This is a genomic window from Microcoleus sp. S13C4 (assembly GCF_036700865.1).
Classification (GTDB): domain Bacteria; phylum Cyanobacteriota; class Cyanobacteriia; order Cyanobacteriales; family Microcoleaceae; genus Microcoleus.
Map to the genome: position 1 here is coordinate 82499 of NZ_JAUBPS010000012.1, position 24834 is coordinate 107332.

Annotated in this window: 17 protein-coding genes; 9 read left to right on the top strand and 8 right to left on the bottom strand. The window is 47.2% G+C overall.

What is annotated here, in order from left to right:
• The first annotated feature begins 37 nt into the window (after positions 1 to 37).
• Positions 38 to 2125, top strand: a complete 2088-nt coding sequence (locus QT996_RS07770) for a hypothetical protein (protein ID WP_333045625.1) — start codon at positions 38 to 40, stop codon at positions 2123 to 2125.
• 58 nt (positions 2126 to 2183) lie between these two features.
• On the opposite strand, the gene QT996_RS07775 is transcribed toward QT996_RS07770, so the two are convergent.
• Both QT996_RS07775 and QT996_RS07780 read right to left on the bottom strand, forming a co-directional pair.
• Complete coding sequence (locus QT996_RS07775) at positions 2184 to 3128, bottom strand: hypothetical protein (RefSeq protein ID WP_333045626.1); 945 nt, start codon at positions 3126 to 3128, stop codon at positions 2184 to 2186.
• A 9-nt stretch (positions 3129 to 3137) separates the two neighbouring features.
• Positions 3138 to 3308, bottom strand: a complete 171-nt coding sequence (locus QT996_RS07780; RefSeq protein ID WP_333045628.1) for a hypothetical protein — start codon at positions 3306 to 3308, stop codon at positions 3138 to 3140.
• 725 nt (positions 3309 to 4033) lie between these two features.
• Here QT996_RS07780 and QT996_RS07785 point away from each other — a divergent pair.
• Entirely contained in the window at positions 4034 to 6073 is a 2040-nt protein-coding gene (locus QT996_RS07785; RefSeq protein ID WP_333045629.1) for an iron uptake porin, read from the top strand.
• Positions 6074 to 6243: 170 nt separating this feature from the next.
• On the opposite strand, the gene QT996_RS07790 is transcribed toward QT996_RS07785, so the two are convergent.
• A complete protein-coding gene (locus tag QT996_RS07790) occupies positions 6244 to 7497 on the bottom strand; it encodes an FIST N-terminal domain-containing protein (RefSeq protein ID WP_333045630.1) in 1254 nt (417 codons plus the stop codon).
• Between the two features lie 741 nt (positions 7498 to 8238).
• Here QT996_RS07790 and QT996_RS07795 point away from each other — a divergent pair.
• The 5 genes from QT996_RS07795 to QT996_RS07815 all read left to right on the top strand — a co-directional run bounded on the left by QT996_RS07795 (position 8239) and on the right by QT996_RS07815 (position 12514).
• Positions 8239 to 8475, top strand: coding sequence for a Calvin cycle protein CP12 (locus tag QT996_RS07795; RefSeq protein WP_333045631.1), 237 nt, complete (start codon positions 8239 to 8241; stop codon positions 8473 to 8475).
• Between the two features lie 403 nt (positions 8476 to 8878).
• Entirely contained in the window at positions 8879 to 9499 is a 621-nt protein-coding gene (locus QT996_RS07800; RefSeq protein WP_333045632.1) for a DUF3177 family protein, read from the top strand.
• A gap of 270 nt (positions 9500 to 9769) precedes the next feature.
• Positions 9770 to 11224: a hypothetical protein gene (locus QT996_RS07805; protein WP_445304550.1), complete on the top strand. Its 1455-nt coding sequence runs from the start codon at positions 9770 to 9772 to the stop codon at positions 11222 to 11224.
• A 514-nt stretch (positions 11225 to 11738) separates the two neighbouring features.
• Entirely contained in the window at positions 11739 to 12020 is a 282-nt protein-coding gene (locus tag QT996_RS07810) for a peptidoglycan-binding domain-containing protein (RefSeq protein ID WP_333045634.1), read from the top strand.
• A gap of 221 nt (positions 12021 to 12241) precedes the next feature.
• A complete protein-coding gene (locus QT996_RS07815; RefSeq protein ID WP_333045635.1) occupies positions 12242 to 12514 on the top strand; it encodes a peptidoglycan-binding domain-containing protein in 273 nt (90 codons plus the stop codon).
• 48 nt (positions 12515 to 12562) lie between these two features.
• Here QT996_RS07815 and QT996_RS07820 read toward each other — a convergent pair whose 3' ends face one another.
• Both QT996_RS07820 and QT996_RS07825 read right to left on the bottom strand, forming a co-directional pair.
• Positions 12563 to 15958, bottom strand: a complete 3396-nt coding sequence (locus tag QT996_RS07820) for an ATP-binding protein (protein WP_333045636.1) — start codon at positions 15956 to 15958, stop codon at positions 12563 to 12565.
• 360 nt (positions 15959 to 16318) lie between these two features.
• Positions 16319 to 16624 carry a hypothetical protein gene (locus QT996_RS07825; RefSeq protein WP_333045637.1) on the bottom strand — a complete coding sequence of 102 codons (306 nt, stop codon included), beginning with the start codon at positions 16622 to 16624 and terminating at the stop codon, positions 16319 to 16321.
• A gap of 406 nt (positions 16625 to 17030) precedes the next feature.
• On the opposite strand from QT996_RS07825, the gene QT996_RS07830 reads away from it, so the two are divergent.
• Positions 17031 to 17330, top strand: coding sequence for a DUF7734 family protein (locus tag QT996_RS07830; RefSeq protein WP_006635886.1), 300 nt, complete (start codon positions 17031 to 17033; stop codon positions 17328 to 17330).
• Positions 17331 to 17421: 91 nt separating this feature from the next.
• Here QT996_RS07830 and atpC read toward each other — a convergent pair whose 3' ends face one another.
• From atpC to QT996_RS07845, 3 genes are all read right to left on the bottom strand, one after another.
• Positions 17422 to 17829: an ATP synthase F1 subunit epsilon gene (gene atpC / locus QT996_RS07835; RefSeq protein WP_006635885.1), complete on the bottom strand. Its 408-nt coding sequence runs from the start codon at positions 17827 to 17829 to the stop codon at positions 17422 to 17424.
• Between the two features lie 141 nt (positions 17830 to 17970).
• Positions 17971 to 19428 carry a F0F1 ATP synthase subunit beta gene (atpD, locus tag QT996_RS07840; protein ID WP_333045638.1) on the bottom strand — a complete coding sequence of 486 codons (1458 nt, stop codon included), beginning with the start codon at positions 19426 to 19428 and terminating at the stop codon, positions 17971 to 17973.
• 132 nt (positions 19429 to 19560) lie between these two features.
• Positions 19561 to 20643, bottom strand: coding sequence for a PEP-CTERM sorting domain-containing protein (locus tag QT996_RS07845; RefSeq protein ID WP_333045639.1), 1083 nt, complete (start codon positions 20641 to 20643; stop codon positions 19561 to 19563).
• Positions 20644 to 21559: 916 nt separating this feature from the next.
• Between QT996_RS07845 and QT996_RS07850 the strand changes: the two genes are divergently transcribed.
• A partial coding sequence (locus QT996_RS07850; protein ID WP_333045640.1) for a two-partner secretion domain-containing protein occupies positions 21560 to 24834 on the top strand: 3275 nt, incomplete at its 3' end.

Genomic DNA, 24834 nt, shown 5'->3' on the forward strand with positions numbered 1-24834 from the left:
TGACGAATCAAGCGGGAGCCTTCAAGGGGAAAGAAAGATGAAAAAACTAGAATTTTTGCTACAAAAAGAAGGCGATCGCGCCTGGTTGCCCTTAGAAACCTCCGACGTGGAAATTCTAGAAGGTAAATACCGTGTCGTTGCTCGCATTCAGCACCCCAACACCGACATCGAAATTCGCGTTACCCATACTTCCTTCGACCCAGGGGCGCAGCGGAAAGTCCAAAGCCGATCGGCCCGCACCAACCCCGAAGGATTAGTCGTGATCATTCCCTACACCAGGCTCAAACCCGGACTGTGGGAACTCTCCTGCTTGCCAGATCCCCAAGCAACACCACTAAAACCTTGGCAGTACGGCGTTCAGTTGGAAGTATTGCCCGCAGAATCGGAAACATCCGAACCCCTACCGCCGATCGACCAAACCGAACCGGCAACTTCCCCCGCAGCCCCACAAATCGCAGCACCGGTCGATCGCGTAGCCCCACAAATCGCAGCACCGGTCGATCGCCCCGCACCAACCCAAATCCCAGCAGCCGATTCAGCACCGCAGCAGACCAAAATCTACCAATTCCCCATTCCCCAAAGCGCCGAACCCAAACCGGGCGTCAAACTCGAACTCGTCCTCGATCAAGAAACCTTCGTCACCCAACTCGGTCGCCCCTTAATCATTTCCGGCAAAATCGACATTCCCCAACCCCCCCAAAAAACTAGAAAAACAGCAACTCTCATCCGCGAATCCGAAGCACTAGAACTCAAACAACTCATAGGTTCAGCACAACTACAAATTTACCTGCGTGACCCCCAAACCTCAAAAATTCTCGCAGAAATCCAGCAGCCGATGCCAGAACAAGTTCCCCCCTGCATCTTTGCCTGCGTCACCTACATTCCAACCGAGTGCAAAAGCCGCCTAATTTTAGGAGAAGCAATTCTTAGCAGCGGCGGCGTCACCCTAGCCACCAAACTATTCACAATTACAGCTCGTTTAGAGCATCTTCTACAGGAAATTAAAGACAATTTCATCGAAGAAAAGCATCAAGCCGATCCCTCCCCAACAGCCTCAAAACCGTCTGGAAGCGCCAAAAATATATCCTTCCTCAAGCTAGTAGAAAAATCCTTAGACCCTCCCTCCCCCGCCGCCGCCCCAACCACTGAAGCCCTACCCCCTCTACTGGCTTCGGGTTACACCCCAAGTGCAGGCGGTCTAGAACTGCCCGCCTTCGGTAACAAACTGCCCGACAGCAGCCGATCGCAATTGCTGTCGGAAATCTCCAATTCGCCTCGAACGGTCGCAGAGTCGATCGACCCGCAAACCCAACCCTCAGACATCCCAGCTTCCCCTAAAACAGGGGACATAGGGGCGATCGACAAAAAACCCGAAAACAGCCCCCAACCAGAAACAACCGCCCCAGAAACCCAGCCTGCACCAACAAAACAGGCATTTCAAACTTTAAACGTCGAAAGTCGATTTTGGTCGCGACTGAGTTCCTTAGCCAGCAACGGCGAATCGCCCGACTGGCTCAAAGCAACCACCCTGTCACCAGCTCCAAAAGCCGCCGCCAATAGCAGCGACGAAATTGCCGTTGTGGAAGAAAGCAGCTTCACCCAACAGCAAGCCGAAACCAGCGAAACAAATTCCGACCTCAAATCCACTAGCCCGGAAGCCAGAGAATTTGTTGTTTTTGACGAGCCCGCCCAACCGAAACCAGTTGGTCAAAAAACCACAACTGTCGCAGCAGAAGTAACTCCCCCGACTCCCTACGTTTTGCCAGAAGACGAGTTAGTACCGATGCCAATTTTGGAATTGCCGCGTGCCGAAATCCTCGCGGGCCAGCCTGTAAAAGTGCAAGTGCAACTGCCGGAATTAATGCCCCGGATTTATGTGAAAGTTTGGGTGTACGATCGACAAACCTACCTGATTCTCGACGGGCCGCGCTGGATTACCGAATTTCAATCTAACGGGTTGGGAAATGTTCGAGCAAGTGTCGAGTTAGAGATTCCCTACGGCTGCATGGAAGTCGAATTTGAGGCGATCGCCGTCGAAATGCAAACTCAGCGGGAAAGTCACAAAGTAAGCGTTCACCGCCAAGTTTTACCCCCAGCCGGGCCCACTTTACCCCTCGAAGGGTAAGCCCAAATCCGCGTGCATCCCCGTTCATCCGCTGACATCTGCGGTTAAAAATTTCTACTTACTTCCCCGCCAATTGCCGAAACTTCTTCTTAAACTTATTCTTATACACGTAGATCGATCGCTGTAAATCCTCAACTTGCAGCGACATCTCGGCAGCCAAACCCGTGCGGTTCCACACATCTTCCTGACACTTGCGGCGGCAAAAATTCATCGGTTCCGAGTAAACTTTCCCACTAGATAAACTTGGCTTTGGCCCGCACCAGTGAATCACCGTCGCCTCAGTGCGATCGCCTGCAGGCCCGCTTTCTTCCACCGGAAACCGCTTTCTCAGCAAATCCTGGTCAAAATCCGGCACCAACAACTGCATATCCACATTCTGCACCCGCAGCCGATTTTCTTGCGCCGCCCGGAAAATCATAAAGTTCAAAAACCCCATTTCTCCGTACTTAAATATCTTCGGATTTGCCTCCGTAAAATCTAAAATTTCCACGTATTCTTCCAAGCTAAAAACGCCGCGCTTAGCAAAGAAAGTACCCGTGCAGAAATAGTTTGATCGCGATTCCGACCACCGAAAATTCGGGAAATGCTTTTCAACGCCCGGAATGTCAAAGAAAAATTCCGAAACATCCGCATCCGAGTAATCGTAACAAGGCTTGTCTACAATTAAATCAAATTCTTGAAAGTTAGCCAACTTGAGAACATCGCCCCAGACGATCGTATCGGCATCTAAAACCATAAAATTTGACCAAGGACTTTCCCAGAAAGCAATCATTTTAGTTTTTCCCCAACCAAAACTTCTTTTCCTGAGAACCTCTTTAGAAACGGTTGTGCGATCGATCACTCGCACTCCGTAGGACTTTTCCAAAGCACTCACAGAAAACGTACCGTCAATCAACAGACAAATCGGCACATCTCCCAGGAAATATCGGATGCTAGCACAGCAACCCTTAGCAAACAGATAATCCTGGTCGCAGCAGGCAATAATAATACCAAAATCTTCCATAAACCCTCACTATTTTACTAACTTGCCCACCCACAGCCTTTGGGTTTTTTGTTCTGACCGCAGCTCTATTTTTGAGTTCTGCATTTTCGCCAGCTTAGCACTAAACTCCAGCGATCGTCCGTAGGCAAAAACATCGTTAAAACCGCTAGCAATCTTGAGCATAGTTGGTCTATCAAGCAAGTGAGCTTTCCCTGGGCCAACAGCGAGTGCAGCACCACCAGTTGCAGTCGCACTCTAACAACAAAAAAGTTGTGTTAAAATACCGGGAAATTAAACCAGCCGACGGTTAGTCTCAAAAACGGCGATCGTCCTGGCAAGTCTAGACGGCAGCGGGCATCAAAAAACCAAAATTGGTCAAGCCGGAACTTTGGTTTGGATCGGGTCAATCAACCAGCCTTTAAGTCTCACTTCCCCACTCTTGGCGGGAAAATAGCCCCTGCCGGGTCGCGACGTTTAAAGTTAGGTTAAAAAGCTTGACATTATAGGATATAAAGCTGTATAAGGGATGCGACAAGCAGCCACAATCCTACCTATAACTGTCTGTTAAGTCGGGCGTACCCGAGGACTCGGGGCAGTTATCAGTTAGAGGGAGATTGTGGTCGAACCCGTAGAACCAGTGGTCGATCACCTGCAGAGCAACTCAAGCAAATCTGGCGATCGAGAGATGAAATTAGCAGGTGATGGTATAATCAACCGTAAGGTAATGTGGGCTTGACCTGAATTGATGCCTGGGCGGTACAAGGGCCCAGCCCGCTACGTTCAAGCAGAAGTAGACACGCCTACTGTGAATCAACAGTTATGGATAGGTTCTATTTTGGCAGTTATTGTCAACAGGCAAGCAAACACAAAAATTAGCAGTTGGGAATTGCTGCTCGAGTTGAATAGAGTGTGAAGGTGTGAGGAAAATGAATAGAACTTTGTGGAATTTACTCCTAGTATCCCCGGCAATTCTGGGGCTACCATCAGTCATCAGTGTCGCTGCGATCGCAGCAGAAGCTCCAGCAACCGCTGAAGCCAACCAGCTAGCTACAACTCAGTCATCTGAGTCAAAAATTGCAGAAATAGTTGCAGAACCAGTTGCAGCAGCTCCTGCTGCACCAGAAAAGCTGGCTTTAAACAGCAGCGACGAAGCGGCCCCAACCCCGGTCGCCAACTCCGCAGACGCTGAAAAACTGGCATCAATTGAACCAGACACCAGCGCAGCAGCACAGCCAACCACAGGGAGCGACATCGAGTCAGCAGCCCCAAGCGCTCCCGCCAGCACAGCGACAGCCACTGAACCCCTGGCGGCTGCGGACACAGCCGCACCCTCGCCCCAAGCATCAGACTTGGCAGTGCAAAGCAGCCAGACAGAAGTTGCTGCTGGGAAAATTGAAGCGCCAGCAGTCGCCAGCACCCCCGCAACTACCCCAGCTACTAAGGTAGAAATTGCTCAGACAGCGCCCGCGGGAATGGGCGGCCCGATCGTCCCTGTGGCTCCCCAAGCGCTTCCGGCTCAACCATCCGGAACCATGTCCCAGGTGACATCTGTCTCTCAGCTCTCTGACGTGCGACCGACAGATTGGGCATTCCAAGCCCTGCAATCGCTAGTCGAACGCTACAGTTGTATCGTAGGTTATCCCGACGGCACCTACCGCGGCAACCGCGCCCTGACTCGCTACGAATTTGCAGCCGGCGTCAACGCTTGCTTAGACAACATAACCAAACTCATTGGGTCAACAGGTAACTTGGTTACCAAAGATGACTTAGCCATCGTGCAACGCCTGCAAGAAGAATTTGCAGCCGAACTCGCTACCCTACGCGGACGAGTAGACGGCCTAGAAGCTCGCACCGCAGAACTCGAAGCCAACCAGTTCTCCACCACCACCAAATTGGCTGGAGAAGCCGTTTTTGCCGTTAGCGACACCTTCAGCGGAGATGGTTTCAGCCTTGAGGACGACAAAACTGTCACCAACTTCGGCTACCGGGTGCGCTTGAACTTATTGACCAGCTTCACCGGTCGAGACTTGCTCAGAACCCGCTTGCAAGCAAACAACGTCGCCAACTACTCAGCAGCAACCGCTACGGGTACTAACATGGCTCGCCTAGCCTTTGATGGGGGTGATAACAGCCAATTCTCGCTAGACGAGGTGTACTATCGTTTCCCGGTCGGTGCCGCTACAGTCTTTGTCGGTCCTAAAGGACTTGACCTGGATGAAATTGCAGACACGGTAACACCCTTTAACTCTACGGGTACTGGTGCAATTTCCAGATTTGGAGTTCGTAACCCGGCCGTATTCCGCGGGCCGCAGGGAGCTGGCGCAGGTGTGACTTTCAACTTGGGCCCCCTCCGAGCTACTGGGGGCTATCTTGCCGGCGACGGCGATGCTCCCAACCCCGCAAACGGCAGGGGCGTTGCCGACGGTTCTTTCAGCGCTCTGGGTCAGATCGGCTTTTTTAGCAAACCGTTTGATTTGGCCTTCACTTACACCCACAAATACAATCGCGCAGGCGATGTTGGCATCATGGGCGGCACCGGCAGTTCTTTGGCTAACCGGCCCTTCGGTCAAGCACCCACTCAAGCAGATAACTATGGCGTGCAAGTTAACTTCAAACCCAGCAGTCGCTTTCAGATTGGCGGTTGGTACGGTTATACGAAGGCTGAGCAACTGCGGGGGGGCGGCAATGACGCTACCATCCAGAATGGTGCTCTCACTTTGGCCCTGGCAGATTTTGGCCGGCAAGGCAACCTCCTCGGTTTTGTCTTCGGTGTACCGCCAAAAGTTACCGAGAGCGATGTCGCCAGAAATCGCAACACCTCTTATCACTTAGAGGGTTTCTATCGCTTCCAAGTCAATGACTTTATTTCGGTGACACCGGGCGTTTACGTGATTTTGAATCCCGAACACAACAACAGAAACGACGATATCTGGGTCGGACTCCTGCGTACAACCTTTAGTTTCTAAGGTTCCCAAATATCTACTCACAAGTAAAAGCGGCAGGCGACTGCCGCTTTTATTTATTGGTCATCAGTCGATCGATTTTAGATTTTAGATTTTAGATTTTAGATTTTAGATCTTCAATTGTTAACAGTTAACAGTCATCAGTCAACACTCAACACTCAACAGTTCACAAATTATGAATTTTGGCGGCAAATCCCGAATACCGAGGTGTAGCCGTGCAGAAACGTGCTGCCGCCGACGGGGCCGATTTCGCCGTTGCAGAAAAAGCCGCTCAGGGGGATGTTTTTGAGGTATCGGCCAAACAGTCGGGAGTCAAAGTTCGACTGGCCGTAAAGCCCTTCACCGCGCCCCAGACAAGAGAACATCAATGCGCCGGCACTAGATGTACCGCTGTACTCGGCAGCCCGCTGATAGCGATCGAGCAGCATTTCTAGGTCTTCTGCGGAGGTGCGCGCGTCCCGCAGGTGAAATTGGATGCGCTGTCCGGGACGGACTCGATCGCCGATCGCAATTGCCCCCACTTTCGGATCTACTCCCAACAGATTGCGGATTAAAAAATCTCCAGGCTCTAATGTCAGCTTGAATTCATCGCTGACTAAGCCTACAAATAACGAGTGCTGAGCTAATTCTCGGTCTTCTTCGCTCAAAGTTTGAACTAACTCTCGCAAAGCCTCTAAGGGCGATCGCTCGATGCCCCCGCTGCCGGTATCGTCGGTTTGTTCTTCGAGTTTCAGCAAAATATTGCGCTCTCCTTCCGTCACCCGATAAGGATGCCCGATCGGCCTACAGCCTTGAGCTACGATCGTTTCCAAAACTATATTGCCACTCAAAGCTACGCCAACCGTCCCTTCTCGGTAAAGCTGATAGTCGCAAAACAGCGCCGCGCCCCTGCCCGCACCGTCCCCCCCGGCGAGTCCCCCTACCTTTGCCGCGCCCGGATAGGCATAATCTAGCCCTTGGAGCAAATCGTTAATTTTTGCGGAAAAGGGGTCGGCCAAGATGATGAACTGCGGTTCTTCCTGGGCCGGCACGCCCAAGAGATCCACCCAAGTATCCGGGGGACTGTCTAAGTCCGGCAGTTCTTCTGCACCGACGTGAAAAGTTCTGACATTTACTCCCGGCAAGCGCGCCAGACTGAGGCTGACTGCGGGAGATCCCTCGACTTCTTCGGTGAGGCCGCCCCGGTTCGTGCCGATGACTCCTCCCCCACCGCAGCCCAGAATCGCGGGCACTGGCAGCAGTTCTCGGAGTAAGGGCATCAGCCGAGAATACTCGCTGGCAAAGGCAGACGAGATAAATATCAGCGCTAAATCAGCCGGGCCTTCTAGGTCGCGATCGGCTTGTTCTATAACTTCTTTGAGCGCTGATTCCAATGAGGGACGGGTTGATAAAGCGCTGACCCATTGCATTTGGTTTTGGGTGTACATAAGGCAAATTTCTCTATAAAACTATCTCTATACATTAGGCTAACCGGAACTGGCCACTGGGGGGACGGTATTATTGGGCGATCGATTCCCCCTCGATTGCCCTTCTTGTGTTAACATAAGTTAACATGACTGTCCCATTAATCTGTTTAGTGTTAAATGCCGTGTTCAGTTAAATCTTAAAAGATAAAGCTCAATACAGTTTGACACACCAACCTCGTGTAATGTTTTCATCAAAAGTAAGGTCAGCCCGACCTACATTGATGCCTCTGGACTCTTCCCCCGCCAACGGGGTAGGGTAAAGCAGGAAGTAGAGAGGGGCTGTGATCGCAGTTATGGATGGTTTCTATCTGGCCTGCTCCAACAGCAGCGCATCTCAAGCTATTATTAGCTGGGGTCGCCAGACCGAAACAGCACATCCAACCCAAACTAACATCCAAAAAGAAAACCTTTCTTACTTAATAAGGTCAACGACCCAGGTCTAAAGACACGCTCGCTTCGAGCCTAAGACTTAAACCACAGTTGACCAGCCTAAGACTTTAGAGGTCTACGTTTTTTGAGTGATGACACCAAGCGGATGCTTAGCTAGTCCCTTGGTCTGTCGTTAACGGTTAAACATCTTTATTTGGGTTAAGGACGTGCCGTTAGCCGAACAAGCTCACTAAACAAAGGGGCGTGCTAACATTACCTAGAAATAGGTCGGGGACAACCATATTCTCCTACACATTCATACCAACAAGCTTTATGACAACAACACCCGCAAGCAACATCCAAGAACAAATTGAAGAAGAACTAGAAAGCGCTCGTACCGTCTGTGACCTCAAGGGCGCCACTTCCGGGGAATGCGCGGCGGCGTGGGACGCAGTTGAAGAACTGCAAGCAGAAGCTTCCCACCAAAAGCAAGTCAAACCTAAGAATTCTTTTGAAAAATTTTGCGACGACAATCCTGACGCTGCTGAGTGCCGCATCTACGAGGAATAAACGAGCCATTTAGCTCTATGCCTTCCCTCCCGCGCCGAAATCTAACTTTTGGCGCGGGAGAATTTTATTTTTGGGGTTGAGCCTTGAAATAATGGCGAGATTTGCCCTCTATCCCAATACGGTTAAAATCAGCCAGCTTCTCCCCACTCCCCGAACCAAGGGGGACAATAATTTGCTCTGGTGCGCCTTGGTTCGGGGGATGGGAAGGCGAGATTCGAGGAATAAACAGTTTTAACTCAAGCGTATTGCCGTCTATCGTGTCTCAAGTACCCTTCAAAGCGCACCAAGTACCTTAGAAAAAATAGCAGCAACTAAAACATTAAGACCCTGTTCTGGTTGCTGCTATTTTTTAGCATTTTTGTAGTAAAATTTGTGACAAATAAGTGAGTATATTTTCCCAAAGATGTTGAGTCTTTTATTGGCAGCCACCGGGCCTTGGTTTCAACCGCTAGTCTGGATGGATTACCGGTTGTCTGTGTTATTAACAATTTCGATCCCGCTGGTAGTGCTGATTTGGGCTGTTGTGGCAAAAGCTGAGGCGATCGTCCGTTTGTCGATTATTTATTGGCGAGTGGCGAGTTTGCTGGCAATTACACTTTACCTGATGATGGCTGCGCTGCCTGTGAGTTTTGTATCGTCGGTGATTGGGAGGGCCTTAATTCCCGCTAGTCTGTGGTTTTGGGAAGATTTAAACGAAGAAATTGCCGATCGACCGCAGTCGCCCCTGAAACTGGCTTTTACAGCTTGGCGGTGGGCGATTACTGTTTACAGCGGTTTGGGCGCACTAGCTCAACTTCCCTTCTTAAGCTGTGCCTTTAAATCTCAAATTCAGGTAATTGATGAACCTTTTTGCCGCGTTTGGTTAGATCCACCTTGGCTGTACAAACAAATGTTTCACCCTGCGGCAAACCCTCAATTTTTGGGATTGTTGGGTCTGATAGGTTTAGCAATCTATGTAATTTACTTGTCATATTTTGTGCTAATTAGACTAGGAAAACAGGGGAGGTCAGCTACCGGAAATTAAGTTTAGTTTAAGTTAGTATTTCCCTCCTAAATGGCAGCGAATGTCTTCAACAAAAAACTCAAAAATCCCCAACAAAAAAAGCCGGGGCGCATCTAGGGAAAAATTAAGCTAACAGCAGGGTAGATGACGTGAAGTTGCCCAAAAACGGATACAAGCCGCCGACTCCAGTCGTAGGGATCTAAAAATTTTAGACTAAAGTAGAAGCTTCCAGATTCATCTGTGGAGTAAATCTAAAATCTAAAATCTAAAATCCAAAATCGACTGACAGCAATGTTACTGGGAAAGACTGTGATGGATAGCAAACAAGCCTACTTACAGTGCTTAGAAAGGCTAATTTGGGCCCTCGATCGCCTGGAAGCAAAAGTCGAACCAAGTGAAGTCGCTCGGATTGCCGAACTGATTGTTCAGCCGATGATGGGGCCATGGCGGTTTTTTCACACTCCCGAACATATTTTTGAGGTGGGGGGAGATGAAGACGCGATCGAGGTTTTGGCAGCTTTATTTCACGATACCGTCTACGTGCAAGTCGATCGCAGCATTAACTTTAACGTCAGCTACTACATCACTCCTGTTGCAAAAGAGGTTAACAAACAACTACAAATTCGAGATAAATCTGAACTGTCTGCGGATGCTACCTTCGAGATGGTAATGCTGGTATTCAATTTTGTACCGGGCGAAGTCCTCAATCCTTTCGCCGGACAAAACGAATTTCTCAGCGCTGTCGTAGCAGCAAAAGCTTTAGAACCCTTTCTCAAACGCGAGCAATTGCTTCAAATAGCAGGCTGCATTGAAGCAACAATTCCGTTTCGCGCCCCCGAGTCCGGAGTAACAGTAAGCCAGCGCCTTTATGACCGCTTGCAAGCAATAAATAGCCGATTTAACCTCAGTTTGACTGATGAGGAAATACGGGAAACGGTCAAAAAAGCTGTGCGAATTTCTAACCGGGATGTGATGAGTTTTGCTCACCATAGTTCAGCCCATTTTTTGGCAAATACCTGGAATTTACTGCCGGAAACCAATCACAATCTCATCTGCTGCGGTTTTTACACGATTCGCGACTACCGAGTTGCTGTGGTGAAGATGGAAGGTTTTCTGAATTATCTCAAGCCAGAGATGATTTTCCGGCAGTTTGAGGGATATCCAGACGATCGCACGTATCAGCGCTGGGAAACTACTGCTAAGTCCAATCTCGAAATTGCCAAGCTTTATTTGGGGTGCAAACTGCCTGCTCTAGCCCTGCTAGAAGCTCTTTCTTCGGGTTTGGGAATCGATGTTTCTCTGGCGATGATGATGGGAGGAATTCCGGATCAATCTCCTAACTGCGTACGCCTGGAAAGCTTTTTCCCACAGCTAGAAAAACCTTATCAACCTAAAATTGGTTTAGAAGCGGAAGTATTAAATTTATTAGAAAATGGGCGGGCTAAAAGCACTTCTAAAACCGATTTGGAGAACTCGCCGTTAACAACGTTTGTGGTCAAAATTGTTGGCTTTGACGAAATGCGCTATCAGTGCGATCGAGCTAAGGAATTTTTTCTACAAAATCTCGACGCTGACGACTTTATTTCCGACTTTAACCCGAGCGTTACAGAAATTGTCATTGATTCAATTCTCAAGTTGTTTGACAGCCGGAAATCTACTATCTACCGATACTACGATATCACTTCTAAGTTAAAGTCCCAACCCCTGACCCATTTTCCCGATCGCCCTTTTCGCTCAAATGGTTAACTAGCTTTAAATACAGTATTTTACCGCCTCTAAATAAAAAACTATTACTCAGCTTATACAAGAGTGGAGCGATTGCACCGTGACACGATTGATTGACTCGCTTTCTCTACGTCAATCAGCCTATCCATCCCGACACCAACAGTCGTACAGGTAAGTAGGTAGACGGAATTTAACCGCATAATGTAACACTATGTAAACAGGTTTAAGTCCGCCAGTAGAGAGCCTGTGGAGACTTGGCCCTCGTTTACATAGGGTCGTTTTTATGCGCCGACTTACTTATGGTGTGGGGCTGGTGGCAAAGATGCTAAAAGTTGATAAAAAATGGAAATTCGCTGCTGTTTGCCTTTGACAATTACTTTGTACACAAGGGATTTTATAGCGGGCTGTCACTCATCTGAGTTACCCCAGAAAAGCGTCACTATAAAAAGCGACTGTTAAAGCACTTCCCCCCACAGTTACAACTGGGGAATAGCAAGTTCAAACGGCTTGCCAACCACTAATCCCCAATCAAACCATGCAAACCACAAATTCAATTTACGCTCAATTGCCTCTTTGCTCTTCACTGCCCACACTGCAACGAAATAATAGTACCACTGCCAATCAAAACGTGCGCTATCTCCAACAATCCTTAGTTAAAAAGGGATATCCCGTCGCAACTGATGGATTCTTCGGCCCAAAAACCGAACAAGCAGTCATCAAATTTCAAAAGGACAATAAGATTGGTGTTGATGGCATTGTCGGTTCTCAAACTTGGAGTCTATTAGGCGCTTGTTATACAGGTGAACCCGGATGTTAAATCCAAGTTAACTAATCCTAGGCACACGGGTAGCAAGAAACTGGGTTTTTTCACAGCAATACTTCCTTTACTCCCCCAGAAACGCTAAAAAATCTGATGGTAGAGCGAAGCCGAAACCTCGTTTCTGCCCGTCCAAAGTGCATTCAGGACTATTAATTAACATCTTTTCTGTGCTGCCCTGCTTTTAAACAACTTGCAAACAACCAATGGAGAATCAAACCATGCAAACCACAAACGCAATTCACATGGAAATACCTTCCTGTCGTTATTTTCCCCTACTCAAACGCAACGATGGCGTCACCCAAAATGAGGACGTTCGCTACCTTCCGCGGCTCTTGCACGCCAACGGATTTTCCGTAAATACTGATGGAGGATTCGGTCCGAAAACCGAACAAGCAGTCATCAATTTTCAAAAGCAACAAAAAATCGTTGCTGATGGCATTGTCGGTTCTAAAACTTGGAATAAATTGGGCGTTTGTACAACTATATTTTAAAGTTTGTGCAACCATCTTTTAAAGAGAGTAGGGCGTGCAGTGCGCGCCCTATTTCTCCGTCGAAGTTTCCACCCCACACCACCCATCGGGCGCTCCGTACATTCGATACTTGCGAGCTCGTTTGAAATACAGCATGGCTACCCTATCGTCTGGATTGATTTGTAAAATATTCTGAAATACTTTTTGGGCGGCAACAAATTTTTGCTCGTAGTAAAAATTGAGAGCTTCTTGAAAAATTTCCGCAGTTTGCTGCTTGAGTACAATGCTCTGCTCTGTTTCTGTATCGTAAATTTCAAACACCGACACAGCATTTGTCTTTCCTTTCACCGTTACTCGATCGACAAATCTGTACTTATATTTTTCTGGATCGTCTAGGCGATCAATAATTGCACCGCTAACTAGAATTCCCGAGCCGTAAACCTTAGTCAATCCTTCCAAACGAGAGGCGAGATTCACCGCATCAGCAATCACGGTACTTTCCATCCGTTCTCGCTCGCCAATTGTACCCAACATCAAATTGCCCGCGTGCAAACCGACGCCGATCGCGATCGGACACAAACCATTTTTTTCCCGCTGCTGGTTATAAATATTCACTTCTTTTTGCATATCAATTGCTGCTCGCACGCCATCAGATGGAGATGTAGGAAACAGTGCCATGACTGCATCCCCAATGTATTTGTCAATAAACCCGTTATTTTTCCTAATTGCAGGGCTAACCCTTCCCAAGTAAGTGTTAATAAATGCGAAATTTTCAGGCGGTGTCATATTTTCCGAAAGCGCCGTAAACGAGCGAATATCCGCAAACAGCACCGTCATATTTCTTTCCTGATTTTCGCCTAGTTTTACTTCAATAATACTTGGCTTTTCCAGCAAGTTTAGAAAATCGTGTGGCACAAACCTGCCGTAGGCTGCATTCAGTTTTGCTAGGCGAATTTGCGTATTAATTCTCGCCAACAATTCCTTTTTGATAAAAGGTTTAGTTACATAATCATTTGCTTCTAAGTTAAAAGCTTCTACCAAGTCATTAGTTTGATTTTTAGCCGTCAGCATCAGAATCGGCATTTCTAAAGGCGAGTATTTTTTGCGAACTTCTCGACACACTTCATAACCAGTCATCTGCGGCATCATTACGTCGAGTAAAATTAAGTCGGGCTTAAATCCTGATTTAATTAAATTTAAAGCTTCCAAGCCGTTGCTCGCTTGAGTTATCTCGTAGTTTTCTAGAGAAAGACTGTTGATAATGACATGAATATTAATCGGCTCATCATCAACTACTAAAATTTTTATTTTTTCACTTTCTAGCGACTCGCTATTAGCGAATACCGGAGAATTTATTATAGATGATTTGGGGGGAAATTCAGGAGTGATTAAAATGCAAGATTCTTCGGTTAAACCCGGCTGTCTGCTGCTAAATTCCGGCTGACTCTCAGATACGGGCAAAGTAAAGGTGAATTGGGAACCGACGCCTACAGTTGAAGATACCCAAATTTTACCTCCGTGTAATTCCACTAATTGCTTGGCAACAGTTAACCCTAAACCCGTTCCCCCATATTCTCTAGCAGTGGAACCGTCAGCTTGTTCAAAGGATTCAAAAACTCGCTCTAATTTATCTTCCGGGATGCCAATACCAGTGTCAGATACAGTAATGGCTAATTGAGAGTTAGGAGGTGATTGTGCATTGCCCATTACCAATTCTGCTGAAATTTCAATTGTGCCACCTTCGGTAAATTTAATCGCATTGCCGATTAAGTTGTAAAGTATTTGCTGCAAGCGATTCTCGTCGGCTGCTATTGACGGCAATCCCAGAGTGACTGAGTTAATCAATTGCAAGTTTTTTTTGCCTACTAATGGCTGAGACAAAGTGAGAATTACCGACACTATTTCTCGAATACCGACGGACTTAATTTGGAGTTCTATAGTTTTGTGTTTGAGCTGAGAAAAGTCCAGAAGATCGTTAATTAAAGAAGATAATCTTTTGCCCGATGAGGAAATCAAAGCTAAGTTAAAATTTGTTGAATCGGGCAGTTGTCCAGTAGCACCGTCTATTAAAGATTCTGCAATCCCAATAATACCATTGAGGGGAGTGCGGAGTTCGTGGGAAGTATTGGCTAAGAATTCGTCTTTTAGTTTGTCTAGTCGCTGCAACTCGGTATTTTTAGTTTCTAAGGCAGTAAAAGATGTTTGCAGTTGTGTTGCCATGCTGTTAAAAGCAGCGGCAAGTACGCCCAACTCGTCGGAGCGATCGAGCTTTACAGTTTTGTCAAATTGTCCTTCAGACAAAGCTATTGCTGCATCTTTTAATTTTAAAATAGGTTTGATAATCCAGCCAGAAGTGAGGATTCCTAGCACAGTTGCCATGCCTAAAGCTGCCAGACATAGTAACACTGTAGTTCGGTTGCCGGCATGGATTTGTTCCATAAAGTCGGCTTCGGGAACGACGACAACAATTAGCAAATCTAAACCTTTGCCGTCTTGGAATGGCAGGACTTTTAAAAATTGCTGCTGGCCTTTTATCTCAAAATTTATTGACTGCGCTTTGGTAATTTGGCGCAAGTTGTGAAAGTGAATTTCTAAATATTTAGCTGTAGTTTGCGTTACTGGATCGCTGCTTTCTGTCACTTTAAACAGTTCTTTTTTACCGTTTTGGGTGCGGAAAGGTTTTTCGGGTGTGGAAGTTGCCAGCAGGGTGCCGTTTCTTTCAATAATAAAAGTTTGACCGGATTTGCCTATTTTGAGGCTGTTTAAAAATTGACCGATACTGTCGAGACGCAAAGCAGCAATTAATACTCCTTCTAGCTGTTTCTGGGTGTTGTAAACTGGTTGCAGCGCGCTGATGATCAATGTGGGTTCTAGTAAGGATATATAAACTGAACTCCAAGTTGGTTTGGCTTCTAGAGCCGCATAGGTGTAGGAAGGGTGCTGTCGGATGTCGAAGTTTTTGAAGGACGCTACTACTGTCGTGCGATCGCCCCTATCATTAGTATTGTAAGAATAAAAATCAAAACCTGTAGATGGGCCCGATGCGTTAATCAATAAAGTGCCGTTAGACATCTTTTCGCCGGTGCGATATTCTCCATCTTGATTGGCGATCGACGTAAAATTGATATAAGGATATAATTGCACTTGTCGCCACAGATACTTTTCCCAAGCTGACAAGTCTTTCATGTTCACAAAACCCAGTTTAACTGCATCTAGCTTGCTTTGATTGATTTGGTGCGGAGTTTGCAGATAAGTTCTCAAATTTTGCTCTATCCGATTGCTCACCTCCCCCATCAACTGATCGGCAAGGTCATTCACTGCTCTTTGAGAGTTCCTAAATGATAAGTATCCCACAATACCCACCGCTGCAAATACTTGCAATACAAACGGAACTATGAGTACAGTTTGGATCGTCGCTTTTCCTAAAAGTTTGGCCACCAAGCGCTTGAGAGAAAGAGTGGACATAACATTAATTTAGCTTGAAAGACACAGTTAATACTCGGAGCGAAGATTGACCGCTGGTAAGCATTCTCAACCATTTTGTACTTACACAAAACTTACGCAAGGAAAGCCTAATTCTTGGTTTCTTCGTGAATCCCTGTCCAACCTGAGATTTTTCAGAGAAACTGAGTTTATTTCTCGCATACCTTTCCGCAGTATATTCGAGTTTGAACTCAAAAGCAGCTCACTCGACGGCGTATCTTTCAGGAAAACTCCCAATTTTGGGGTCGAATGCTTCAGCCTGAATGTATTATGACTGAGGTCAGGTACAAAAAACTGGATAAACACATAAAAATTTCTGCCCTCAGCTTAATGCTACTTTTACTACTTTTCATCCAAAGCTTCTATCCCCGACCATCCTTCTGCCACTCCATACATTCGATTCTTCAGAGAGCGCTTGCAGTACATTGCTGCTAACTTCTCTTGAGGATGTCTTTCGCAAATTTTATTGAAGATTTTTGGCGCTTTAATAAAACTTTGCTCAAAATAAAGCTCCCGACTTCGTTGAAATTCAGTAGCAGTTTCCTGTTTTAGTTCAATGCTTTGTTCTGTTTCTGCACCATAAATTTTAAACACAGACACGGCAGATTTTTTGCCTTTTACTCTGACTCGCTCGACAAATCGGCACATATATTTTTCTCGATCGCCCAAACGCTATAAAATTGAGTCACTAACTAGAATTACCGCCGCGTCAACAGTTATTTATTAGCTGGGAGTGGCAACTTACCAGAGCTACTCTCAAGCAAAAAACTAGCATAAATAGCAGCGTATATCCCAAGCCAAACGCCGTTCAATAAAAATTTGACGGGACAACGATAATTGAAACCTAGTCTTTCTGTGGCTCATAAAATATCGAAAAAGTAGGTTTTGCCGGATGAAAATGTTGCAAATGTTTTTTACAGGATTGATATTATGTCCGCTTACTTCCTGCTTTTAAGAAAGGTCGAATTAAAAATAAAAAATTAGCTATCTGTCGCTGAAACTAGCCACAAAATTAAGCTATATTGTAGCAGATTTCAGGAAAGTGAGATTTGCTATGGCTGACTCTATTGCTCGTCGCTTGGAACAATACACGGTAAAACGATCGCACGAAGTTTTAATCGTCAAGGCCCAAATTGACGGCGAATTCGATGAAATTGCTATTTTTAAAGGCTTTTCTAGCTCCCTGACGCGCTCGACCGCTTTCGATCCAGAGGTTCCTGTTTTGCCGGAGGAAGCAAAAATTGTCAGTGTCGATCGCGTAGAGAGCCCCTACAATCCAAATAACCCCCGCTATCTTCAGCAGGGGTTATCTTGGGAAACAATGCAATCTCTATTGTCCGAGGCCGGAGTTTAGCAAAACATTAGGGACACCACCCGAGAAAAACAGCAGGGACACAACATTGTTGTGTCCCTACTACAAAAGCACTATGTCCCTAGCATTAGAGCTAAAGCGTGCCACCGGCAGCTTGGAAACGAGCTCTCGCGCGTTTGATTGCTTGCTTAGCTTGAATTTGCTCTTGCAAAGTGCCGCTAGTAGCCTTTTCCAAACGAGCTTCTGCTTCGGTGTAAGCAGTACGAGCAGCTTCTTTATCAATGGTTTCGCCTTTTTCAGCGCCGTTGACAAGAATAGTAACTTTGTTTTCTTGGATTTCTGCAAAGCCACCCATCAGAGCAATAGACACCCATTCCTTGCCAGGACGGACGCGCATCACTCCGGTATCCAAAGCCGTCAACATTGGAGCGTGACCGCTCAAGATACCCAGTTGGCCTGTGGTGCTCGGCAGAATTACTTCTTCAGCATTAGAATCCCAAACAGTTTTGTCTGGGGCCACTACGCGCACAGTTAATGTCATAAATTGTCAGTTGTCGGTTGTCAGTTGTCAGTTGTCAGTTATCAGTTGTCAGTTATCAGTTGTCAGTTGTCAGTTGTTACCAATAACAAATAACTAATAACGACTGACTACTGACTACTGACTACTAACTAATGACTAAAATTACTTGGCGTCAGCTTTCATTTTTTCAGCTTTGGCGATCGCCTCGTTGATATCGCCCACCAAATAGAAAGCTTGTTCTGGTAACTCATCAAGTTCACCAGCGAGAATCATCTGGAAGCCCTTAATGGTATCTGCCAGCTTGACATACTTGCCGGGGGAACCGGTGAACACTTCGGCCACAAAGAACGGTTGAGACAAGAACCGTTCAATTTTGCGAGCGCGAGAAACGGTCAAGCGGTCATCTTCCGACAGCTCGTCCAAGCCCAAAATTGCAATAATGTCTTGCAATTCCTTATAGCGTTGCAGAGTAGACTGCACCTGACGAGCAACACCATAGTGCTCTTCGCCGACAACGCTAACTTGCAACATCGTAGACGTAGAATCCAGCGGGTCAACCGCAGGATAAATCCCCTTCGCAGCCAAACCGCGAGACAACACAGTTGTAGCGTCCAAGTGAGCAAAAGTCGTAGCAGGTGCGGGGTCAGTCAAGTCATCCGCAGGTACGTACACAGCTTGAACCGAAGTAATCGAACCTTCGGTAGTCGAAGTAATCCGTTCTTGCAAGTCGCCCATGTCTGTACCGAGAGTCGGCTGATATCCCACAGCAGAAGGCATCCGACCCAACAGAGCCGATACCTCAGAACCCGCTTGCACAAACCGGAAGATATTGTCAATGAACAGCAGCACGTCTTGCTTGCTGACATCGCGGAAGTATTCGGCCATCGCCAGAGCCGACAGGCCCACGCGCATCCGAGCACCAGGTGGCTCGTTCATTTGACCGTAAACCAGAGCAATTTTTGACTTGCTGCGGTCTTCTTCGTTAATAACCCCCGACTCGATCATTTCTTTGTAGAGGTCATTACCTTCGCGGGTGCGCTCGCCCACACCACCGAACACGGACACGCCGCCGTGAGCCTTGGCGATGTTGTTCACGAGTTCCATCATAATCACGGTTTTGCCGACGCCTGCGCCGCCGAACAAACCGATTTTGCCGCCGCGACGGTAGGGCGCCAGCAGGTCAATCACCTTGATCCCAGTTTCAAACACCGAAGGCTTGGTTTCCAGTTCGGTGAAAGCCGGCGGGTTGCGGTGGATGGGCATACTTTCGGAAGTATTGACCGGGCCGAGGTTGTCTACGGGTTGACCGATGACGTTAAAAATCCGGCCGAGAGTTGGGATTCCGACGGGAACTTGGATCGCTTCCCCGGTATCTACTACTTCCATGCCACGCACCAAGCCGTCGGTGGTACTCATGGAAACGGCGCGCACTTGGCTGTCTCCGAGCAGTTGCTGAACTTCGCAGGTAACGGCAATCTCTTGACCTGCTTCGTTTTTGCCGGAAATCGTGAGAGCGTTATAGATTTGGGGCAGTTTGCCGCCTGGGAATTTTACGTCTACAACCGGCCCAATGATTTGGGTGATGTAGCCTACGTTGGTTTTTGTTGCGGTGGATACCATGAATAGTGCCTTTGTTAGGATGCTATTTTTCCCGTTATGGAAAAAGTCTTAACATTTAGAAATGCTATTCCTCAGATTACCACTGAACAGACGCACTATTTAGATTTGTATGGGGCTGGTTAAGAGTCTTTTTTATCGTTGCTGCCCTCGCTTTTTTTTCCTGCGAGCTGCAGCCAAAGCCCCAAGCCCCATCATAGTCCCGAACACTGTGACTGGTTCGGGGACTGGTTCGGGGACTGGTTCGGGGACTGGTTGGGGAACTGGTTGGGGAACTGGTTCGGGGACTGGTTGGGGAACTGGTTGGGGGACTGGTTCGGGGACTGGTTCGGGGACTGGTCCGGGGACTGGTCCGGGGACTGGTTTGGGGACTGACTGAGCCGACACGGTGAAGTCTTTGAAGTCAAGCCCGGTTTTTGGTTTGGCATCGTCGAAGGAGATTTTTGTGCCCTTAGCCAGTTCGGCGATTGTGAGGGATGAAAATTGCTCTGGGCCTTTACCGCCATTGATGTTTGCAAATGAGTCGCTGGAGTTGTTGTCGAGCCTAAAGTTACCAAACACAGCAAGCTGACATCCCGCCACCAGACATTCATCTCTTCGGAACTGGGTGCCGGCGGCCCACCATTGGGGGCTGTTCATGAAGGTACTCGACGATACGTATTGCTCCAAAGGCTTGCCGGTACCTGTGTCACTCCACAGCAGCAGGGCATAAGTTTGAGCCTTCAAAAATCTGAAGGTTTGGGTGATGGAGCCGTTTTCGGAGGTGACTGCGTTGCCGAACGTTGCTTCCCAGTTGTTGGCCGAGCCGTTATCTGAGGGTTTAGTCTCGTTAAACAGGTTGGTGATGTTGGTGTAGCCATTGTTTCCTGACTGAGCTTGGGCCACCCACAAGCTGGACTGGTAAGGGCTGTGAGATTGGTCGAAGGTAAAGTTTATATTGGTATCTTCATCGAACTGGATGCCGGCAGTGCCAAACATGAAAGCTCTGACGGGCGTGCAGATGCTGAGCAACATTGTGGTTGCCAAGCTGGCGACTGTAAAAGATGTTTTTTTGACTAGCATTAAAGTAGTCATAACCCTGATTCCTCCAGTATTGTTACGTAGTAAGGCGCAAAATGCCGTGTTGCCGTGACGCGAATCGACGATCGCGAGCCTGCGATATTTAGGACGATCGTCAAACCTAAAGAAGAGGCTCCACACCAGTGAATCTACATACATATCTCACTTAAGGGTGTTTGGGAGTAAATGAGTGCTTCTTCTCAGAGTTTTCACTGACACCAGATTGCCACAGTTTAATCTGTAACAGCAATATTTTCACCCTGTCTATAGTTCCAACCTACTACATTTACTTCGTTTCGGTCACTGTCTAAGGCTGAGTGCAAGGCTTGCAAATATTGGCTTTCAACAAAAATACATAAAAATTTTACTCAGGTTTTGTGAAGTTTTGGTAAAGATAATCTAAAACTTATAAAGTTTCTGATAAAAGTTAGGCAGTTCGCCCAGTTGGCACTCAAAGCGGGCTGCAAGCTGCTCGCCCGGTGCAGAAGAGGGTAGCGGTCGCGATTAGGGATTTGAGCGAGTTTTTTGCCACTAAAAGCAAGCGGGAGAATAGGCGATCGATACCTACGTAATTTTGACTAACATTCCGAGTTTTTTAAACCCCTAACCCTCGCATTCCGCGCCATATTTTCACCAACACTTCCGGACGCATTAACCCGGTTTTTTAAGGTAATTGCTTCATGGAAGCAGTGAAAGTGGAAACAAGAAACCAAGTTTCATCGCTCGCCCCGCACCTGAATACATGATGGACACAGCATTACCCTGTCCCTACCCCATATCTGTACTTCACTTAACTCAAAACCGCTAAGTAGGTGGTTACAAATAAACATTAAATGGGGGAGGACGGGTGAGAACATTTATTTACTCGCTGATATCTCGTAATCCTCACGCTTTCCCCTAAAATATCCTATGGTTTTGTGCCATTACCTACTTATAAATACATACATTTCATTTAGCTTCCCCTCCTAATTATTCAGGAATCAAAAATAGGGCTGCCTATTGACATGAAGATTTTTTAGGAGTAACAATAGGATAGATAAATACGATCGCACTTTAAGCACAAGTTTTAAACACAATGACACCCAACAGACTACATTTGCTCGGCTGGTTATTCATGGTTGCCTGGGTGAGTGCAGCGGCGGGTTCGGCCAACGCGCAACCCATCGCCCCGGCACCAGACGGCACTAACACAGTTGTTACTCCCAACGGCAACCGCTACGACATTTCCGGGGGTTCTGTCAGCGGAGATAAGGCTAATCTTTTTCACAGTTTTACTCAGTTTGGCCTCAGCGAAGGTCAAACGGCGAACTTTCTGACTAATCCCAATATTCAAAATATTTTGGGAAGGATTACTGGGGGTAATCCTTCTTTAATAAATGGCTTAATTCAAGTTACGGGGGGCAATTCCAATCTATTTTTGATGAATCCTGCCGGCATGATTTTCGGACCGAATGCCAGTCTGAACGTGCCTGGATCTTTTAATGCTACTACGGCGACAGGGATTGGTTTTGGAAACAATCAGTGGTTTAGTGCGATCGGCAATAACAATTGGGCCACTTTAATTGGGATGCCCAATAGTTTTGCGTTTACAAATGTGCCAGGGGGAAGCATTGTTAATGCAGGCAATCTGACGGTGACACCAGGTCAAAGTTTAAGTTTGGTAGGAGGTACGGTTGTCAATACTGGTCAGCTAAATGCGCCTAGCGGCAATATTCTCATCAGCGCCGTACCGGGTAACAATTTGGTGCGGATCAGTCAAGCTGGAAATTTATTGAGCTTGGATATTCAGCCCACAGCAAATCAAAGTTCGCTGCCAAACACTTGGACGCAACCAGTGTTATCTTTGCCGGAGTTGCTGACTGGAAAAGGTGTGGCACAGGCAACGGGTTTGACGGTAAATCCCAATGGGGAAGTTGTGTTAACAGGGAATGCTGCTGTGCCGGTAACTGCGGGAACTGCGATCGCATCCGGCAGTCTCAACGTCTCTGGCAACACTGGCGGTACTGTAAATATTTTAGGCGACAAAGTAGGAGTTATTGCAGGCAAGATAGATGCTTCTGGGATTAACGGCGGCGGTAATGTACTGATTGGCGGAGATTATCAGGGTTTGGGGACTGTGCCCAATGCTTTGCGGACTTTTGTCAGCAGCGACTCGACGATTAATGCTGATGCTGTTAGTAATGGGAATGGCGGGCGAGTTATAGTTTGGGCTGATGAAACTACTCGTTTTAATGGCAATATTACGGCGAGAGGTGGCTTGTTTTCTGGTAATGGCGGCTTTGCGGAAGTGTCTGGAAAGCAATCGCTGGATTTTCAAGGATTAGTTGATTTGCGATCGCCTTTTGGGATTGCAGGGACGCTATTGCTAGATCCAACAGACATCACTATCGATGGCAACCCTGATGCCGGTGGCACTTTCACACTCGGAGTATTTGCACCCGCCGGCCCCACTTCTACGATTAATAACGGAACGCTGCAAACGCAACTGGCAGCAAGCAATGTTACGATTTCTACTGCATCGGGTTCTACCAGTGCAGGAGACATTACAGTTAATGCTCCTGTTGTCTGGAATAATAGTAACAACTCTCTGACGCTGACTGCCGATAACAATATTACTATCAATGATCTTATTGGCACTGATGGAAATGGGGCGATCACATTGAATGCTAGTAATGCAATATCAGTCAATGCCTTCCTGCACACTAGCGGCGGAAATCTTTCTCTCACCAGTACCAATGATATAAACACCAGTGCTGGATACATATTGACGGCTTCAATAATAGCTCCGGGTACGAATGCAGGAGCGATCGCCCTCTCCACTGCTGGTGGCAACATTACTGCTGGCACTCTGGCTTCCACTGGAGGTAATGGAGGTAATATCACTCTCTCAACTGCGGGTGGAAACATTACTGCTTATCCTGATTCCAGTTCTATTGGTGCAGGTACGGGAGGTAACATTACCATTTCTATAACTGGAGGAACAGGCTCGATCAACGGTGGTGGAGATGCAAGTTCGCCTTCAGGAAATGGAGGAGCGATCGCCTTCTCAACTACTGGTGGTAATATTACTACTGGTTCCCTAAGTTCTTTTTCATCAGGTGCAGGTACGGGAGGTAACATCACCCTCACTACCGGAGGAATCGGCGCGATCAACACCACTGGTGGAGATTTATCTTCCCGTTCCACTTCGGGAAATGGAGGAGCGATCGCTCTTTCCACTTCTGGTGGCAACATTACTACTGGTAATCTAATTTCCACTGTTTCGGGTGGTGCAGTTGCAGTTAATGGAGGAAATATTACCCTCTCTGTCACCGGAGGTACAGGTTCCATCAACACCACCGCTGGATATCTCACGTCCTATAATATTTTAGGAAAAGGGGGAGATATCAACCTTTCAACCGTCGGTGGTAACATTTCCACTAGCGATGTTTATTCTGTCAATCCTTTAGGAGGTGCAGTTACAGGAGGGAATATCACCCTTTCTGTCGCCGGAGGAACAGGCGCAATAAACACTACTGCTGGAGATTTAGGTACTTTTGCTTCAGGAAATGCAGGAGCGATCGCACTTTCAACTTCTGGCGGTAACATTTCCACTCGTAGTCTGTCTTCCCATTCCTTTTCTGCAGGTACGGGAGGGAATATTAACATCACTGCCGGAGGAACAAGTGCGATTGACACCACTGCTGGAGATCTGCGATCTTTTTCCACTTCAGGAAATGGAGGAGCGATCGCCATTTCAACTGCTGGTGGTAATATTACTACTGGTCGTATGAATTCTTCATCAGGTGCAGGTACGGGAGGTAACATCACCCTCACTGCCGGAGGAACAGGCGCGATCGACACTACTCCTGGAAATAATGTGGATGCCACTTCCACTTCAGGAAATGGAGGAGCGATCGCCTTAACTGCGCCAGGAGGAATTACAACAGGCTTTCTTGAGTCTAATACCACTTCAACTTCTAGCAGCAGCACTGCTGGCCAGATCACCTTCAATCCTGGTACAAACAATACGACAATTAGCGGCGATATTGATGCCTCAGCCACAGCAGGTAGCGGTGGCAATATTACTTTCCCATCACCCGTTATCCTCACTCAATCAAGTATTACCTTAACAACATCAGGAACCACCAGCAGCGGTAATGTCGCCTTTAATAGAACCCTCAACGGCACTACAGCAAACACTGAAAGTTTATTAATAAATGCAGGTGCAGGTAACGTTACATTTACAGGCGCGATCGGCACTACAACAGCATTAGGAAATATCACCGCCAATAGTACAGGTACAACTACCTTTAATGCCGTCAACTCTGCCAGTGTCACCACCAATGCAGGCGGTACAAGTCAACTCAA

Bases quoted from the DNA above. Each gene is read 5' to 3' on its own strand.
- QT996_RS07815 (WP_333045635.1), top strand. From the start codon at position 12,242: ATGCAAACCACAAACGCAATTCACATGGAAATACCTTCCTGTCGTTAT.
- QT996_RS07775 (WP_333045626.1), bottom strand. From the start codon at position 3,128: ATGGAAGATTTTGGTATTATTATTGCCTGCTGCGACCAGGATTATCTG.
- QT996_RS07810 (WP_333045634.1), top strand. From the start codon at position 11,739: ATGCAAACCACAAATTCAATTTACGCTCAATTGCCTCTTTGCTCTTCA.
- QT996_RS07820 (WP_333045636.1), bottom strand. From the start codon at position 15,958: ATGTCCACTCTTTCTCTCAAGCGCTTGGTGGCCAAACTTTTAGGAAAA.
- atpD (WP_333045638.1), bottom strand. From the start codon at position 19,428: ATGGTATCCACCGCAACAAAAACCAACGTAGGCTACATCACCCAAATC.
- QT996_RS07805 (WP_445304550.1), top strand. From the start codon at position 9,770: ATGTTACTGGGAAAGACTGTGATGGATAGCAAACAAGCCTACTTACAG.
- QT996_RS07825 (WP_333045637.1), bottom strand. From the start codon at position 16,624: ATGTGCCGATTTGTCGAGCGAGTCAGAGTAAAAGGCAAAAAATCTGCC.
- QT996_RS07785 (WP_333045629.1), top strand. From the start codon at position 4,034: ATGAATAGAACTTTGTGGAATTTACTCCTAGTATCCCCGGCAATTCTG.
- atpC (WP_006635885.1), bottom strand. From the start codon at position 17,829: ATGACATTAACTGTGCGCGTAGTGGCCCCAGACAAAACTGTTTGGGAT.
- QT996_RS07800 (WP_333045632.1), top strand. From the start codon at position 8,879: ATGTTGAGTCTTTTATTGGCAGCCACCGGGCCTTGGTTTCAACCGCTA.
- QT996_RS07795 (WP_333045631.1), top strand. From the start codon at position 8,239: ATGACAACAACACCCGCAAGCAACATCCAAGAACAAATTGAAGAAGAA.
- QT996_RS07830 (WP_006635886.1), top strand. From the start codon at position 17,031: ATGGCTGACTCTATTGCTCGTCGCTTGGAACAATACACGGTAAAACGA.
- QT996_RS07845 (WP_333045639.1), bottom strand. From the start codon at position 20,643: ATGTATGTAGATTCACTGGTGTGGAGCCTCTTCTTTAGGTTTGACGAT.
- QT996_RS07790 (WP_333045630.1), bottom strand. From the start codon at position 7,497: ATGTACACCCAAAACCAAATGCAATGGGTCAGCGCTTTATCAACCCGT.
- QT996_RS07770 (WP_333045625.1), top strand. From the start codon at position 38: ATGAAAAAACTAGAATTTTTGCTACAAAAAGAAGGCGATCGCGCCTGG.